A 14,171-nucleotide genomic window follows, 5' to 3' on the forward strand; every position below is an offset into this window, starting at 1 on the left:
GAAGGACGATGACGCCATGAACCCCCATGAGGTCGTCGTGCCCGGCGATCGCCATCACGAGCCCGCAGAAGGCGACAAGCGCTGATATCGTGATGGCACTCTGGCGTTCTGCGACAGTCAGCCCGGCAACCATTCGCTCTCCCCCCGGTCATCACACAGCGCGGCTCGCGGTGCTCGAGAGAGGGACCGGAAGGTCGAAATCCGGACCGCGTCAGCCAGTGAATACTTGTCGAGAGCCGCCAGATTGGTGGCCGGCATTGTCAAGAAGATACCCATTAATATGCAGGTCGGCGAGATAGGCAATGACCGCCCCGCCGCCGAACGCACTCGCTCCGCGCATGCGGGCCGGTTGAGTGACGGCCGGGCGTCTGCGCGGCATCAGAATACCACTTGGCGTACTAGGGCCTAACCCGCGCCCATGGCTCAGCACCAGTCACCTGCAGTCCGCCATCAGGCCGGTCGAATCGGCGTCGTCCATTGACGAAACTCAGCCGGAAAATGGTCTGGGCGCCCGCCGTTTGCCGTCGCGAACATCCGCCGGGTTCATGTCAGAAAGGCCAATCGACGCAGCGCTGATGCCGCGAGGGCCGCCATTGGCCAATATCCCCCGCCGATTGACCCGTCTTGCGCCTTCCTCACATTCTTGCCCAACCGGCGTGATCCGGTCTGGCGCGTTCAATGGAGGAACCAGATGCGATCGATGATGCTCGCCCTTGTCGCTCTTTCACTGCTGGGCTGCAGCGGCTCCCCGCAACCCCGGGGCGTCGCCCGCGACCTGACACAGGGGACGGCGCAGTGTTCCAAGCACAAATGGGGCACTTCGGAGATGGCCGAGTGCCTCGATCGCGCGACCGGCAACCAGTCCGCAACGGCCCCCGAGGCCAAGGCGGGCCGCAGCGGCTGAGATCGGGGCGTCGCAGGCTCAAGCCCGCGTTTCGCCCGCTGCCTTACGACGCCGGTCGTGGCGGCGGGCCGCCAGCGACGACAGGCTCTGCACCTGGAAAGCGCACGACGTTGGAGTGCGTGCTGCTGCGTTGAGCGCGGGCAACCGCTTCGAGGAGCAACTCGACGGCGCGCCGAAGTCGGTCATCCTCGGGGTTGTCCCCGTCCAGCGTCAGGAAGGCGTTGATCAGATAGGCCCGGGCCAGTGGGTAATTGGTGCTCATGGCCGCCTCCCTTGCAGCGAGAGGGTCGCGCCAAAGGACGAGCGTTTTGTAAATGGGACCGCTCGCATTTGAGCGATTGCCCGGCAAGGAACGCTCTCGATGCCGGGCCGCGCCGAACGGAGAATGCATGGCGCGACGGTCGGGACCTGACCCGGCGCGCCTCTCGCGGCGCGGGAGCGCTCAATCGACCTTGGTGACCGGTGCCGGCTGCCACGCGCCGCGCTTCACCACGTCCTTCGGGACATAGGTTCGGAAGGTCAGCGAGAACGGCTTGCTGTCGGGGGCCGGAAGCCAGTTCGAGTCCGGAACACCGGCGACGGGCTTGGGGCCGATCCCGATCTTCAGCGAACCGTCTGGCTCCTTCGCTAGGCTTGAATTGGTGTTGAAGTTGAAGCGATTGAGCGGGTTTGCCACCACGCGGTAATCCGGCACGCCGACCAGGATCACCGACCAATAGGCATCGACCACGGATTGCGGAAGCTTGTCGGCGGGGAAGTGCATGACATAACTGTTGCTGCCGTTGAGCGGCTTCTCGTCGGCATCGCGGGTGGCGATCAGGTAGACCGCTTCATCTGGTGTGTTGGCCCAGATGCCGGCAAAATTGACCGAGGTACGCAGCCAGAAATCCTTGCCGTAATTGCCCGCCTGGCCGGCGCCGATCCAGTGATTGCTATAGGGCGCGCTCCTGGTCAGGGCGTATTCCTGGAAGGCGGGAATGACCTTGCGCAGCTGCGTGTCGATGGCGGCGCGCGCCTCCTTGCCGGATGCGGCATAGGCTGCGACGACCCGGACCTTCTGCTGCATCTCGGCGGCGTTCGGCGCGACATCGAGCGCGCTTGCGAGCCTGGCATCGACATTGTCGAAGATCTCGACGCCGATCAGGTCCTTGTTCTCGAACAGGGGCATGGCCGGCGGCGGCTGGATCACCGGCTTGCCGAGGGACCTGACCTTGAACTGGCGCTGAAGCTTCACGGCCCCTTCGGGATCGCCCTTGAGCTCGACCCGCGCCAGCATCTTGGCCTTGCCGGAATGCAGCTCGATGCGCCCCGCACCGGCCGGAATCTTCGCCGTCGAGCCGGGTTTGACCAGCGCAAACGTGCCGAAGGGTTTTGAGGGGAAGGAGCGCTCGTTGATGTTGACGATCACCTCGCCCCATTCATCGAGAATCTCGGCGGTGTAGTAGCGTCCCTTGACCTCGGGCACCTCGAGCAGGACGGGCGTCTTGTCGTCGACGGCGAACCAGGCCTCGAGATAGGCGACGTCGAAATTGGGATTGACGAAATCGGCGGAGCCCAGCGGGTTATACTTGATCGCGTTATAGGCGAAGCCCGGCCCCTTCCGGTCGAGATGTTCCTGCCGGATCACGAAGGCCCGGCCGAGCAGATAGACATAGGCGTCCGCGATCGTCTTCTCGTCCGGCTCCGCCGTGCGCGCCGGGGCTTGCGCGAGGCCCGGCCCGTTCAGCAGGGGGCTGAACGCCAGGAAGGCGAGCAGCGTCGCCACATGTCTGCGGTGCAGGGTCATTGGCGCGCCCTTCGAGGCTTCGTGATCACTCAGGCCGTCCATCGCGCCAAACGATCGGCACGGGGCCGGCAGCGACGGTGACAGGACGGAGGATCGAGGGGATCGCGGACGGAGCCGGAAAGGTAAGGGCGCCACAAACGTGCGGCAAAAGTGCAGGTCTCAAAAATGCAACTCCGCCGGCCCGATCACCATCGGTCGATCCGACCGTCCTGCAATCGCGAGTTGCGGTCAAGCCGGCAACACGCAGGGCAATCGCATCGGCAGTGCAGGGCAGGGTCAGTGCTCCTGGGACTCAGGGAAGGAGGCTCTCGACGCCAACCTGGTCATCGGCTGACGCACAGCGGAAAGCGCGATGCCCAGAGCTCTTGGCGCCGGGTTCCGCTTATGGCAGCACTGCTTCATGCGCGAGACGACCAAGAGTAAGGCAAGGGCCCGCTTTGGATGGGCTTTGGCTATCCCGATCCTCGTCTCGTTTGTGTTCACGAGCGTCTTTGGAATCAAGGCGCGGCGAGCATTTGAGCAGCAGCGCTGCGGCCTCGGTTTGCCATGGGATCGTGCGACGAGCGAAAGCTGGTTGGAGGCTTATTTCCCCGCAGCGTGGCGCGATGTGCAGACCTTGCGACGGTTGTCTTCGGAGTGTTTCGCAGCCTTGCACACCGACCTCACGACGGCCGGCCTTGTTGCGTTCGCCGCCACGGCCGTGCTCGCAGTCCTTCTGGTCGCGCAATCCGGGATCTTGTCCGGAGATGTGCTGCGCCCAGGCAACAGCAACCGTCTGGAGATAGCGATCGGAAGTGCGGCTTGTGCTGTATTTACGATCTGGTGGATCGTATGGTCATTGAGCAACGATCAGTTCATCAACTTTGGTGAGAGGGCCATAAGATGGACTGTTATTTTCAATGGGGAGTATATAGCGCCGTTCAATTTTGCGTTCCTGCTGAATTCCGTCTCTCTCAGGATTGTGGTCGTTGTCCTGCTCGTCTTCGTGAGCTTGAGCTGGCGCGGCTCAGTTGGCGCGACCGGGCCGCGCCAAACCCGGAATGAAGCTCCGTTTGCGATGATGGACCGTCGCGCCAGATCTCGGCGGCGGACGCCAATGCCAATCTAGGAAGCGGCGCGGCGAACGTCCGCAGCGATATCGGATCGGTGCCGGTCGAGCCATGCGGTCGCCTCGGCGCCATCGACGCGGCACTCGAAGGTCGGCCAGGACGGGTCCTCTCGCGACTCGATCTCCAGCCGGTCTCGGGCATAGCGGATCAGCTCGCGGAGCGTTTCATATCCGGGCCGGCCCTCGAGGGCGTCGGCGATCCAGGGCGTCGACCAGCCCCGTTTGGCGAGAAGCGCAATGCTGGCCGGATCGGCCTCCTCGAACCAGGGGGTGGCGTCGAACTCCGCCCGCATCGCCTCATCGGCTGTGTGGCACGTCGCGTGGATCATGCTCCGCTCCTGCTGGTCGGACCCATCATCTGCATCATAGCCCAGCAGGAGGCGCTATGCGCGCGTTTGAACACCACTTAAGCGGCTGCGCGGCGCCTGAACTCCGGCCAACCAGCACAGGATGCTGGCCGGCCCCGCGATGATCCGGTATCATCCACGGGCATGCCGCTCTCTGGGGCGGGTCTTCGCCAAAGCCCTCTCCCAGACCATGCTTTCGGCGCGCGAAGCAGTATTCCCGCAAGCGTATTCGGCTGGTCGCAGCGCATTCCGGCGCGACAGGGAGACCACCAGGCAATCCCACGGCGAGTGACATGCCTCGGATCTGAAACCGCGCAGAGCAGGAGGTAGCCATGCTCGTTCGTGACGCTATGACCGCGCATGCGGAATGGATCTCTCCGGACATCTCGCTGACCGAGGTCGCGCGCAAGATGCGCGACGCGGATATCGGATGCCTCCCCGTGGGAGAAAATGATCGTCTCATCGGAATGATCACGGATAGAGACCTTGCCTGCCGTGGCTGCGCCGAAGGGGCCGATCCCAACACGACAAAAGCGAGAAAGGTCATGACGGCGGGTATCACCTGGTGCTTCGAGGACGATGACATCAGGGATGCGACGCGCCGCATGACGGACAAGGAGATCCATCACATGCCGGTGATGAACACGCAGAAGCGGATGACTGGCATTCTCTCTCTGTCCGATTTGGCGCTGAGAGCGCCGAAGGATTTGTTCGGCGAGGTCACACGGCTTGTTGCCCGCGACGCATCGCGGCACGCTTCCGAACCCATGGCCCACTAGCTGTCCAAGCCCGGACGGCTTTTCATCCGGGACTGGGCCGAGAGGCTGGGGTTGCAAAGCTCCGCTTCCTGGCCCGGAGACGCCGGGATGGCAGGGCCAGCATCCTGGCGTTGCCGGTTCGACGCCCATGCCAACCTAAGAACCGGACTCCATCAGCAGGTCGGCAAGCCGGCTTTGCCCAGTCCACAGAGCCGCGCTCCAGCCCCGCGCGATTGCGGCCTCAACATTCGCCGGGGCGTCGTCGATCAGGAACAGCTCGTGCGGCTCAAAACCTGTTCGCGCCTCGATGGCGGCGAAGAAGCCCTGAGCGGGCTTCGCCCAGCCCAGCGCCGCCGCATAGTGGATGGCGTCGAAATGGCGCTCGAAGCCGAGCGTGTGCCAGAGATATCGTGCGCGCTCATGCTCCTGGACTGTCGCGAGATGCAATTCCAGGCCGTGCGCTCGCAGCTCCGCCAATTGTCCCAGCAGGTCCCGATCGACGTGGGAATCCTGTTCGAACCAATATCGGACGAGGGTGCCCGCATTCACTGTCGCGCCCATTTTCGCCAATGCGGGCTCAAGTCGCGCATGGAGATCAGCACGGCCATGGATGATGTCGGGCCAATGCGGGGCGAAGAACTCCGCCTGCAAGGTCTCCCTGGAGAGACCGAGATCACGTTCGAGATGAGCCGCCCATCCCCTTGGATCGGGATGTACGATCAGCACGCCGTCGACATCGACCATCACCGCCTTGAAGCGCATCGCGTCAGGATAGGCGGGCATCCTGCTCGTGAGAAGAGCCGGAATCGCCCCTGGCGGGAGCAGCGTGCGGCGTCGCCACCACTCTAATACGCCGTCCAGCCGCCATCGGTCGCGTAGGTGCCGCCGGTGAGGTTTGAGGCTTCGTCCGAGAGCAGGAAGAGCATGATCGCGACCTGTTCCGCCGGCGTCGCGTCGCGCTTATGGGAATCGGCCGCCTGCAGCAGGCTGTCGGCCTTCAGCATGCTCATGCTCGGGCCGCCGCCTGTGTCCTGCAGCTTCCTGGTCACGAGCTCCAGCGCGCGCTCGACCATCGGGGTTGCGGTCTGGGCCATGTTCACCGAGTTGATGCGGATCCCATAGGCGGCATAGTCGATCGCGGCCGAGCGGGTGAGGCCGGTCACCGCGTGCTTGCTGGCGACATAGGCCGGATTTCCGCCGAACCCGGTTAGCCCGGTGACCGAGCCGACATTGACGATGGCGCCGCCGAGATTCTGTTTCACCATCTGCTTGAGCTCGGCGCGCATCGACTTGAACACGCCGGTCGCATTGGTGCGCAAGACATTGTCCCAGTAGGCGTCCGTGGCCTCATGGATCGGCGCGAAGAGCAGGTGTTTTTGCCGCTCGTATTCGATCGGCGCGCCGGAATAGACGCCGTCCATGACGCCGGCATTGTTGATGGCGTAATCGAGCCGGCCGAAGCGAGCGACCGCGACCTTCACCATCTGCTCGCAGGTCTCGGTGTCGGAGATATCGCCGAAGACGAACTCCGCCTTTCCGCCTGCCTTCGCGATGGCGTTCATGTGTTCGGAGCCCTGTTCCTGCAACCAGTCGGCACCGACGACATTGGCGCCCTCGCGGGCGGCACGCTGGGCCGCGAGCGCGCCCATGCCGCGCGCGCAGCCGGTGACGATGAGCGTCTTGCCCTTGAAGCGCTCGGGGATGAAGTAATCCGGGCTGAGCGGCGCGACGTCCCTGGTACCGATGCCGCGCTTGCCCGTCTGGGCCTGGGCTTCCGCGGCAAGCGAGAGCCCGCCGGCTGCGCCGGCGGAGGAGGCGAGCGCGATGGCCTTCAGCAGATCTCGGCGTTCCATCGATCGGTCCCTTCCGGTTCTGGGCGGCACGGCGGACAGTGGCAATGCGTCGGGACGAACGGCGGCCGCCTCGGGACTGCCGGGGGCGGCGACATGACCATGGGCAGCGACCTCCCGCAGCGGGAACAGGCTTTTGCTCAGATCGACGATTGTATCCGACGCAGCGCGACCTGGGAAAGGCGAGGCTGTACCGGCATGGACGCAACTTCTACTAGAGGCTTTGTCTCAGCAGCGCGACGACGGCGACCCCGGCGAGCGCTGCCGCAAGGTCGCTGCCGCTCGCTTTCATGACCAGGATGGCCGCGGCGAGACCTGCGCATTCCGGGACGCGTCCCTGGAGTACGACCGGCGCCATGATGCCCGTCATGACGCCGATGGGGAGGGCTCGCAGCGCCGCTTCGCGCCTGGGCGTCAAAGCAACGAAGCGCATGAAGAAGAACCCGCCGGCGCGGCAGAGATAGGAGGCCGTCGCCATCACCACGAGCGCGATCGCGAAGCGCTGGTCGAGGCTCACGGCAGGGCCTCGCTCGGGGCCGGATTGCGGAAGAGCAGGGCGCCGGCTGCGGCTGCGGCAAGTCCGCCGGCGACGATGATCCAGCCGCTGGAGACGAAGGGAGCGAGCATCACAGCCGCAAGGCCGGCAGCGAGCACCGGTCCGAGATCGGCCTTGCCCTTCCACATCCCGATGAGGAGCGCTGCTGAAAAGGCGATCAGCATGAAGTCCAGGCCGTAGCGCGCCGGGTCGCCGATCAGGCCGCCGCTGAGGCGGCCGATCAAGGTGCCGAAAATCCAGGGCGCGAACATCGCGATCCCCGAACCCAGCACGAAGGCCGCATCGTCCTGACCGTGTTCCCGCTCGGCCATCGCCAGCGCCCAGTTGCCATCGCCGAGGAAGAACAGGGTTCCGTAGCTTGCGAGCGGCGGCGCTCCCGCGAGCCAGGGGCGCAGTGCCGCGCCATAGAGCACGTAGCGCGCGTTCATCAGCACGATAGCGGCGAATAATGGCAGCAGCTGCGCCCCGTCCCGCCAGACCTGAAGAGCCGCCATCTGCGCCGAACCGGAATAGATGAAGATGCTGGTCAGGACGGATTCGAGCGCGGAAAGCCGTGCCTCCGTTGCCAGGATGCCGAACACGACGCCGTAGAGGAGCACGCCGGGAGCCAATGCCTGGGCGCGGACGAAGCCGTGCTTGAAGCCGGAGAGGGTGAAAGGCGATCGCGCACCCGATGCCATGTCAACTCTTTCTAACCTTTTACAAGGTTAGTATTGTCGAGCAGCCATCGCAGCTGTCAAGTACGTCCGGCAAGAAGGGAAATCTGGTTTGATCCAGCCGGCCACCGACCCGCGCTCCTATGCGACCCATCCCCCGCTAGCGTTGGGGGGAGCGCTTTGTCTCGACTTCATCAACACGACGGCCTGGCGGGGCGACCCGGCGCGAAGCGCAGAGCGGCTGCACGACTATGCCGAACTGGTGCATTGGGCCACCGGGCTGGAACTCATCGACACGCGCTCCGCCGCGCTGCTTTTGGATGAGGCCGAGGCGAAAGTCCGGGCAGCAGAGCAGGTCCACGGTTTGGCGCTGCGATTGCGGGGAGAGATCGAACAGGCCCTCGATCCGGCGCATGCCGGCCTGGCGCGACTTGTCGAGGTCGAAGCGTTGCTGCGCGACATCGAACGCGTGGGGCAGCTCGTCGACACTGGTGCCGCCCGCATCCATCACTGGCACCCCAGCGGATCACCGCCGGATCTGCGGCTGCCGCTGCTGCCGGTCGCGGTCTCGGTGCTGGAACTGGCGGCGTCGCGCAGGCGATATCATCTGCGCCGCTGCGCCGATCCGAGCTGCGGCTGGGTCTTCCTGGACGAAACGCGCAACCAGTCACGCCAATGGTGCTCGATGGAGGGCTGCGGCAACCGCGCGAAGGCGCGCGCCCACTACGCGCGCCGCAAGGCGCGCGGGTGAGGCTCGACGGACGATGGGCTTGTCAGTCCGATCCTTCCGGCGCGTCGTTCAAGCCATCGGGCCTGGAATTCCGACAGGATCGTCGGACTGAGGCCGGCGCTCGGGCGATAGCGCGGCAGTGGTCTGACCATTCGGCGCGCCATTCAAAGGCGAAGGCGCGCTGCCATTCCCGCTCTCGTCGACCGCGGTCGCCCTGTCGGGCGCCGCCGCATCCGGCGTCAGTGGCCGAGGAGGGATCGGTACAAGCTCAAGTACCGGTCGGCCATCCGCTCAACCGTGAAGCGCGCGGCGACTGACGCCCGGCAGGCTGCGCGATCGATCTCTCCGATACGGTCGACAGCCGCGACGGCTTCATCGACGCTGTCGACCAGGAAGCCCGTAACGCCATGCTCGATCAACTCCGGCATCGAGCCGCGGTTGAAGGCGATGACCGGCGTGCCGCAGGCAAGCGCTTCGACGACGGATAATCCGAAAGGCTCCTCGAAACTGATGAGGTGAAGCAGCGCGCGCGCCGAGCCCAGGGTTTTCGTGCGTAGCGCCCCGCCAACCGGGCCGAGATAGACGACCGAACGATCGTCGAGTGCGGGAACCACCTGCGCCGCGTGGTAGCCCTCATCCTGGACGATGCCGGCCATGACCAGCCGCCGACCCGCCCGCCGCGCCGTCGCGATCGCTTCCGCCGCGCCCTTATCGGGGTGGATGCGACCAAAGAAGAGCAGGTCCTGGCTGCCATCAGGGTCGAAGGGAAAGTCCTCGAGCCGGATGCCATGATGAATCACGGCAGCATAGCGCAGGTCCCGATGGCGATCGGCCTCGCTGATCGCGACATAATGGACGCGATCCTCATAGGTCTTGAAGACGGGCAGGATGCGGTCCGACGAGAAGCCGTGGATCGTCGTCACGACCGGCGTCTCGACCAGTCTGGAGAATGCGAGCGGCACGAAATCCGCCTGATTGTGGAGGAGGTCGAACTCGCCTGCGCGCTCGAAGACATGGGCAACATGCAGCATCTCCCAGACCTTGGCGTCGATGGCAGGGTTCTCGGAATAGGGCGCCGGGCAAAGACCCGCGAGCGTGCCGGAGGTCAGGCTGTCCCTGGTGGCAAAAAGCGTGACATCGACGCCGCGCTCCACCAGGGCCTCAGTCAGGAGGCTGGTCACCAGTTCCCATGGACCGTAATGGCGGGGCGGCGTCCGCCAGGATATCGGCGCCAGCATTGCGATGCGCAAGCGATCGGCCTTTCCTCGTTCAGGATCAAGCGGCAAGGATGACGCCTTCGTCTGGCCGGAGCAGCAGCACATCGTTCTCGATGAGGGGCGCCGCGGCGAGCGTCGAAAGCAGCAAACGGCAACCGGTTGTGTCCCTGGGTAACGCCAGGCGCTGCGGCTGTCCGCCGAGATTGAGCGCGATGATCAGCCGCTGAGCGCCCTCGCGCCGCTCATAGGCAAGGACGTCGCCGTCGGATTCCAGCAGCGCGAAGGCGCCGACCGCCAAGGCCGGATGGTCGCGCCTGAGTGCCAGCAGCTGGTGATAGAGCCGGAGGATCGAGGCAGGCTCCGGCATCATCCGCGCGACATTCCGCGTCGGCCAGTCCGCATTGAGTGGCAACCAGGACTGGGCCGTGCTGAAGCCCGCATGGGCGCTTCCATCCCACGGCATCGGCGTACGCACCGGATCGCGGCCCAGGCCGAGCCCGGGTTCACGCAGGCCGCGCGGGTCGTGCAGCTGTTCGGGCGGGATTGGGACATCGCTCAGACCGAGTTCGTCCCCGTAGTAAAGCGTCGGAGCGCCCCGCAGCGTCAGAAGCAGCATCGCCGCGACGCGGGCTTGAGCCTGTCCAAGCCTGGTGGCGACGCGGGGCCTGTCATGATTGCCAAGCACCCAGTTCGGCCAACCGCCCGGCGGAAGTGCCGCCTCGTAAGTGGCGATGAGCGCAGCCATCGCGCGCGCCTCCCAGACGGCCTCGATCAGTTGGAAGTTGAAAGGCAGATGCATTTCCGGCCGTTCACGTCCGTAATAGTGCATCAGGCGATCGACCGGCAGATAGATCTCGCCGATCAGCACGCGCTCACCGCGCCCGGCCGCGCCGTACCCGTCGGCAATCGCGCGCATCTCGGCAGCGATCACATGGACTTCCGCCTGGTCGGTCGAATGGAGCTGGAGCACGCGGTGCATCTCGGCGAGCGCGGGGTGATAGGCCGGGTTCGGCGGATTGTCCGGGAAGCTCCCTGCCTTGATCAGGTGCCAGAGTACGTCGATACGGAAACCGTCCACGCCACGGTCGAACCAGAAACGCATCACGTCGTACATCGCAGCCTGGACGGCGGGGCTGCGCCAGTTGAGGTCCGGCTGCTGCTTCAGGAAGGCGTGGTAGTAATATTGGCCGGTGGCTTCGTCCCATTCCCAGGCCGAACCGCCGAAATCGCTCACCCAGTTATTGGGCGGCCCGCCATCGGGAGCGGCATCGCGCCAGAGATACCAGTCGCGTTTCGGATTATCGTGCGAGGAGCGGCTCTCGACGAACCAGGGATGCCGGTCGGAGGTGTGGTTCGGGACGAAATCGAGCAGGATCTTGATCCCGCGCGCATGGGCCTGGGCGAGCAGATCGTCGAAATCGGCGAGCGCGCCGAAACGCGGATCGATGTCGCAGTAATCGGCAACGTCATACCCGAAATCGACCATCGGCGAGGGATAGATCGGGGAAATCCAGATCGCGTCGATCCCGAGGCCGGCGAGATAGTCGAGCCGTTGCCCGATACCCCTGAGATCGCCCATGCCATCGCCATTCCCATCCTGAAAGGAGCGGGGATAGATCTGGTAGATCACGCCGCTCTGCCACCAAGGCGCGGTCATGGGAGCGGGATGCCAGGAGCGGCCGCAGCGGCGGCGCGGTCGAGCGCTTCCTTGTTCAGCCGCTGATCCTTGAACCTGGCGGAGTTGGCGTCGCGGGCTTGAATGATGGCCTCAGTCTCTGAGCTGATCCGGTTGCGTGACAGGGATCGGGTTTGCGTCTTGAGGGATGCGGCTTCCGCCTGGGTGCGGGCTCTGGTTTTTTCGGACAGCGGCTTCTCCCGATCGGCGCTAAGCCAATACCACCGGCGGATATGAAAAAGGCCAGGCGTTGAACCTGGCCCTTCCTTCCAACCTCATGACCGACACCAGTACATCCGTGGCTATCGGTGAAGCTGAATAGCGATTACGCGGCTTGCAGCTGCTCGGCGGCCATCTTGCCGGATTTGGCGTCGCGGACCGCTTCATAGCCAAGCTTCTGGCCTTCGACGATCTCGCGCATACCAGCGCGTTCGATGGCGGAGATATGGACGAAGACGTCCTGGCTTCCGTCATCTGGCTGAATGAAGCCGAAGCCCTTGGTGGAATTGAACCATTTTACTGTGCCGGTGCTCATCACGAACTCTCCTTCTGGCAATACTTGTCGGCCACCGAGCGAATGCCCGATGGGTTCACCACGATTTTCGAAGGGGGTTCGTCAGGCGCGCATAAACACGCGGAGAAAACAGCCAAAAAATTATCGACAATCAGACAGTAAACGAATTATCGAAAAAGTAAACAACAAGTTTCATTACGGAAGAAATCAAAGAACAAGGTGCTTGGCTCGAGAAAGAATTGACCCTGTTCAGCGATGCCCGTTCGTCATGACGTGAAATATCGGTGCCGATGATGCCGAAATTGCCGAGGAAGCCCGGAAAGCTGAGAGTCCGCCTGAGGATGATCTGGGTTGGCGGAGCGCCCGCTTGAGCCGCTGCGCTCGCTGACGGGGAGCACGGGCTGACCCGTGAGTTGACGAGGCCTCAATGTAAATTTCAAAAAACAGCAGAGAATGGCACTGCGGTGAAAAGAAAATCTGTGATCGAAAAAGATGATACTGTTGGTCATCGGACAATTTTATTCCGATGAGGAAAGATAAAATCATGAAAATCCCAGCAGAACTGAAGCCGGCCGCCTGGGGCGCCGTCGGTGGAGCTGTCGCGCTTGCAATTATCGGCTTCAGCTGGGGCGGCTGGGTCACGCAGGGTAGGGCGGAGCGCGACGCCGCGGCGCGTTCCAGCACGGCGGTGATCTCCGCCCTCTCGCCGATCTGCGTGGTCAGGTTCCAGCAGCAGGCCAACGCGACCGAACAACTTGTCGAGCTGAAGAAGATCGGCTCATGGCAGCAGGGCGAGTTCATCGCGAAGGGGGGATGGGCGACAATGCCGGGTAGCTCGTCACCCGATTCCGATGTCGCCAAAGCCTGCGCCATCGCTCTCGGGCTGACCAAGACCTGAGGTCACTCCGGCGTCGGGTGGCCGCTTGCGCGTGGCCCCTTGTCTTCGTCCGCGGATGGGCGGCTTTCGATGCCCAGCCGCGCGCGATAGGGGATTGTCCCTTCAGGCCTTCGGAAACCAGATCAGCCCGGCCGGCTTCGGGATAAGGCCGATTGGCTTGCCGGGCTCCAATCCCCTGGCATCCTCAGGCGGAACGCTGGCGACGATCGCGCTGCCGTCGCCGAGCCGGGCATGGAGATTGGCGATCGCGCCCTGATAGGAGATCTGCTCGACGGTGGCCTTGAGGCTGCCCGGGGAGGCGTGATCGGCAAGCGCGATCGCCTCCGGCCGCAGAAGGGCTTCGCCCTGGGCACCGGGTACCGCGGCGGCGCCGGGATCGTGCAGGCGCATCTCCAGCCCGGCCGCAAGCTCCGCGACGGCGTCCTGTCCCTCACGGCGCAGGATCCGGCCGGCGAGGAAGTTCGCCCTGCCGATGAAATCCGCGACGAAGCGATTGGCCGGCCGTTCGTAGATCTCGCTGGCCGAGCCGATCTGCTGCAGCTGGCCGTCCTTCATCACCGCGATCGTGTCGGCGATGCTCATGGCTTCGGTCTGGTCATGCGTCACGAAGATCGAGGTCAGCCCGAACTCGCGCTGCAGACGCGACATTTCGAGGCCTGTGCTCTCGCGCAGCTTGGCATCGAGATTGGAGAAGGGCTCGTCGAGAAGCAGGATCGACGGGTTGATGACGAGCGCGCGGGCGACCGCCACACGCTGCTGCTGGCCGCCCGAAAGCTGGCGTGGAAGCCTGTCTGCGAGGCCCGACAGCTTCAGCTTGCCCAGCATCGCGGTGACGCGCTGTTCGCGCTCGGCGCGCGCCACGCCGCGTCGGCGCAATCCGAAGGCGATGTTCTCGGCGGCGCTCAGATGCGGGAACAGGGCGTAGTTCTGAAACACGAGGCCGGTGTCGCGCTTATGCGCCGGAAGGGTCGTGATGTCGCTGTCGCCGACGCGGATCGAGCCGGATGTCGGCGCGATGAAGCCCGCCACCATCCGCAGCGTCGTCGTCTTGCCGCAGCCGGAAGGGCCGAGCAGCGCGAGCATGCGGCCTTGCGGGATTTTTGCGCTCATGTCGGCGACGGCGACCGCCGAGCCATAGGTCTTGCGCAGGTTTTGAAGCTGGRTGTCCATGG

The 14,171-nt window shown here is 64.5% G+C and carries 16 protein-coding genes; 5 read left to right on the forward strand and 11 right to left on the reverse strand.

Features of this window, described 5'->3' with window-relative positions:
* Nucleotides 1–691: 691 nt before the first annotated feature.
* Nucleotides 692–904, forward strand: coding sequence for a hypothetical protein (locus AC1DW9_RS23970; RefSeq protein WP_441492347.1), 213 nt, complete (start codon nucleotides 692–694; stop codon nucleotides 902–904).
* Nucleotides 905–947: 43 nt separating this feature from the next.
* Here AC1DW9_RS23970 and AC1DW9_RS23975 read toward each other — a convergent pair whose 3' ends face one another.
* Entirely contained in the window at nucleotides 948–1,166 is a 219-nt protein-coding gene (locus AC1DW9_RS23975) for a hypothetical protein (protein ID WP_441508151.1), read from the reverse strand.
* A gap of 180 nt (nucleotides 1,167–1,346) precedes the next feature.
* The gene (locus tag AC1DW9_RS23980; protein WP_441508150.1) at nucleotides 1,347–2,690 is read right to left on the reverse strand and encodes a DUF1214 domain-containing protein; all 1,344 of its coding nucleotides are present in this window, start codon (nucleotides 2,688–2,690) and stop codon (nucleotides 1,347–1,349) included.
* Nucleotides 2,691–3,090: 400 nt separating this feature from the next.
* Between AC1DW9_RS23980 and AC1DW9_RS23985 the strand changes: the two genes are divergently transcribed.
* On the forward strand, nucleotides 3,091–3,798 hold the full coding sequence (locus AC1DW9_RS23985; protein WP_441508149.1) for a hypothetical protein: 708 nt from the start codon (nucleotides 3,091–3,093) through the stop codon (nucleotides 3,796–3,798).
* Here AC1DW9_RS23985 and AC1DW9_RS23990 read toward each other — a convergent pair.
* Nucleotides 3,795–4,127, reverse strand: a complete 333-nt coding sequence (locus AC1DW9_RS23990) for a hypothetical protein (RefSeq protein ID WP_441508148.1) — start codon at nucleotides 4,125–4,127, stop codon at nucleotides 3,795–3,797. The genes AC1DW9_RS23985 and AC1DW9_RS23990 overlap by 4 nt on opposite strands.
* Nucleotides 4,128–4,477: 350 nt before the next feature.
* Between AC1DW9_RS23990 and AC1DW9_RS23995 the strand changes: the two genes are divergently transcribed.
* Nucleotides 4,478–4,924 carry a CBS domain-containing protein gene (locus AC1DW9_RS23995; protein ID WP_441508147.1) on the forward strand — a complete coding sequence of 149 codons (447 nt, stop codon included), beginning with the start codon at nucleotides 4,478–4,480 and terminating at the stop codon, nucleotides 4,922–4,924.
* A 135-nt stretch (nucleotides 4,925–5,059) separates the two neighbouring features.
* Here the strand turns inward: AC1DW9_RS23995 and AC1DW9_RS24000 are convergent, their stop codons facing one another.
* The 4 genes from AC1DW9_RS24000 to AC1DW9_RS24015 form a co-directional block, all read right to left on the reverse strand.
* Nucleotides 5,060–5,686 (reverse strand): HAD family hydrolase, encoded by a 627-nt coding sequence (locus tag AC1DW9_RS24000; RefSeq protein WP_441492352.1) that lies wholly within the window; start codon nucleotides 5,684–5,686, stop codon nucleotides 5,060–5,062.
* A 62-nt stretch (nucleotides 5,687–5,748) separates the two neighbouring features.
* On the reverse strand, nucleotides 5,749–6,756 hold the full coding sequence (locus AC1DW9_RS24005; RefSeq protein ID WP_441508146.1) for an SDR family NAD(P)-dependent oxidoreductase: 1,008 nt from the start codon (nucleotides 6,754–6,756) through the stop codon (nucleotides 5,749–5,751).
* A 211-nt stretch (nucleotides 6,757–6,967) separates the two neighbouring features.
* The gene (locus tag AC1DW9_RS24010) at nucleotides 6,968–7,270 is read right to left on the reverse strand and encodes an AzlD family protein (RefSeq protein WP_441508145.1); all 303 of its coding nucleotides are present in this window, start codon (nucleotides 7,268–7,270) and stop codon (nucleotides 6,968–6,970) included.
* The gene (locus tag AC1DW9_RS24015) at nucleotides 7,267–7,989 is read right to left on the reverse strand and encodes an AzlC family ABC transporter permease (RefSeq protein WP_441492355.1); all 723 of its coding nucleotides are present in this window, start codon (nucleotides 7,987–7,989) and stop codon (nucleotides 7,267–7,269) included. The genes AC1DW9_RS24010 and AC1DW9_RS24015 overlap by 4 nt, the downstream gene beginning before the upstream one ends.
* 88 nt (nucleotides 7,990–8,077) lie before the next feature.
* Between AC1DW9_RS24015 and AC1DW9_RS24020 the strand changes: the two genes are divergently transcribed.
* Entirely contained in the window at nucleotides 8,078–8,716 is a 639-nt protein-coding gene (locus tag AC1DW9_RS24020) for a CGNR zinc finger domain-containing protein (RefSeq protein ID WP_441492356.1), read from the forward strand.
* A gap of 218 nt (nucleotides 8,717–8,934) precedes the next feature.
* Here AC1DW9_RS24020 and AC1DW9_RS24025 read toward each other — a convergent pair whose 3' ends face one another.
* The 3 genes from AC1DW9_RS24025 to AC1DW9_RS24035 form a co-directional block, all read right to left on the reverse strand.
* Nucleotides 8,935–9,876 (reverse strand): glycosyltransferase family 4 protein, encoded by a 942-nt coding sequence (locus tag AC1DW9_RS24025; RefSeq protein WP_476776863.1) that lies wholly within the window; start codon nucleotides 9,874–9,876, stop codon nucleotides 8,935–8,937.
* Between the two features lie 94 nt (nucleotides 9,877–9,970).
* Nucleotides 9,971–11,569, reverse strand: coding sequence for an alpha-amylase family glycosyl hydrolase (locus AC1DW9_RS24030; protein WP_441508143.1), 1,599 nt, complete (start codon nucleotides 11,567–11,569; stop codon nucleotides 9,971–9,973).
* 343 nt (nucleotides 11,570–11,912) lie between these two features.
* A complete protein-coding gene (locus AC1DW9_RS24035; protein WP_113518820.1) occupies nucleotides 11,913–12,122 on the reverse strand; it encodes a cold-shock protein in 210 nt (69 codons plus the stop codon).
* A 523-nt stretch (nucleotides 12,123–12,645) separates the two neighbouring features.
* On the opposite strand from AC1DW9_RS24035, the gene AC1DW9_RS24040 reads away from it, so the two are divergent.
* On the forward strand, nucleotides 12,646–12,999 hold the full coding sequence (locus AC1DW9_RS24040; protein WP_441492359.1) for a hypothetical protein: 354 nt from the start codon (nucleotides 12,646–12,648) through the stop codon (nucleotides 12,997–12,999).
* 102 nt (nucleotides 13,000–13,101) lie between these two features.
* Here the strand turns inward: AC1DW9_RS24040 and AC1DW9_RS24045 are convergent, their stop codons facing one another.
* Nucleotides 13,102–14,169: an ABC transporter ATP-binding protein gene (locus tag AC1DW9_RS24045; protein WP_476855198.1), complete on the reverse strand. Its 1,068-nt coding sequence runs from the start codon at nucleotides 14,167–14,169 to the stop codon at nucleotides 13,102–13,104.
* Nucleotides 14,170–14,171: the final 2 nt, after the last annotated feature.

The organism is Allobosea sp. P4_E12 (assembly GCF_056401655.1).

What these genes read in the sequence shown, in the direction of transcription:
- AC1DW9_RS23970 (WP_441492347.1), top strand. Translation starts at nt 692, where the DNA reads ATGCGATCGATGATGCTCGCCCTTGTCGCTCTTTCACTGCTGGGCTGC.
- AC1DW9_RS23975 (WP_441508151.1), bottom strand. Translation starts at nt 1,166, where the DNA reads ATGAGCACCAATTACCCACTGGCCCGGGCCTATCTGATCAACGCCTTC.
- AC1DW9_RS23980 (WP_441508150.1), bottom strand. Translation starts at nt 2,690, where the DNA reads ATGACCCTGCACCGCAGACATGTGGCGACGCTGCTCGCCTTCCTGGCG.
- AC1DW9_RS23985 (WP_441508149.1), top strand. Translation starts at nt 3,091, where the DNA reads ATGCGCGAGACGACCAAGAGTAAGGCAAGGGCCCGCTTTGGATGGGCT.
- AC1DW9_RS23990 (WP_441508148.1), bottom strand. Translation starts at nt 4,127, where the DNA reads ATGATCCACGCGACGTGCCACACAGCCGATGAGGCGATGCGGGCGGAG.
- AC1DW9_RS23995 (WP_441508147.1), top strand. Translation starts at nt 4,478, where the DNA reads ATGCTCGTTCGTGACGCTATGACCGCGCATGCGGAATGGATCTCTCCG.
- AC1DW9_RS24000 (WP_441492352.1), bottom strand. Translation starts at nt 5,686, where the DNA reads ATGCCCGCCTATCCTGACGCGATGCGCTTCAAGGCGGTGATGGTCGAT.
- AC1DW9_RS24005 (WP_441508146.1), bottom strand. Translation starts at nt 6,756, where the DNA reads ATGGAACGCCGAGATCTGCTGAAGGCCATCGCGCTCGCCTCCTCCGCC.
- AC1DW9_RS24015 (WP_441492355.1), bottom strand. Translation starts at nt 7,989, where the DNA reads ATGGCATCGGGTGCGCGATCGCCTTTCACCCTCTCCGGCTTCAAGCAC.
- AC1DW9_RS24030 (WP_441508143.1), bottom strand. Translation starts at nt 11,569, where the DNA reads ATGACCGCGCCTTGGTGGCAGAGCGGCGTGATCTACCAGATCTATCCC.
- AC1DW9_RS24035 (WP_113518820.1), bottom strand. Translation starts at nt 12,122, where the DNA reads ATGAGCACCGGCACAGTAAAATGGTTCAATTCCACCAAGGGCTTCGGC.
- AC1DW9_RS24040 (WP_441492359.1), top strand. Translation starts at nt 12,646, where the DNA reads ATGAAAATCCCAGCAGAACTGAAGCCGGCCGCCTGGGGCGCCGTCGGT.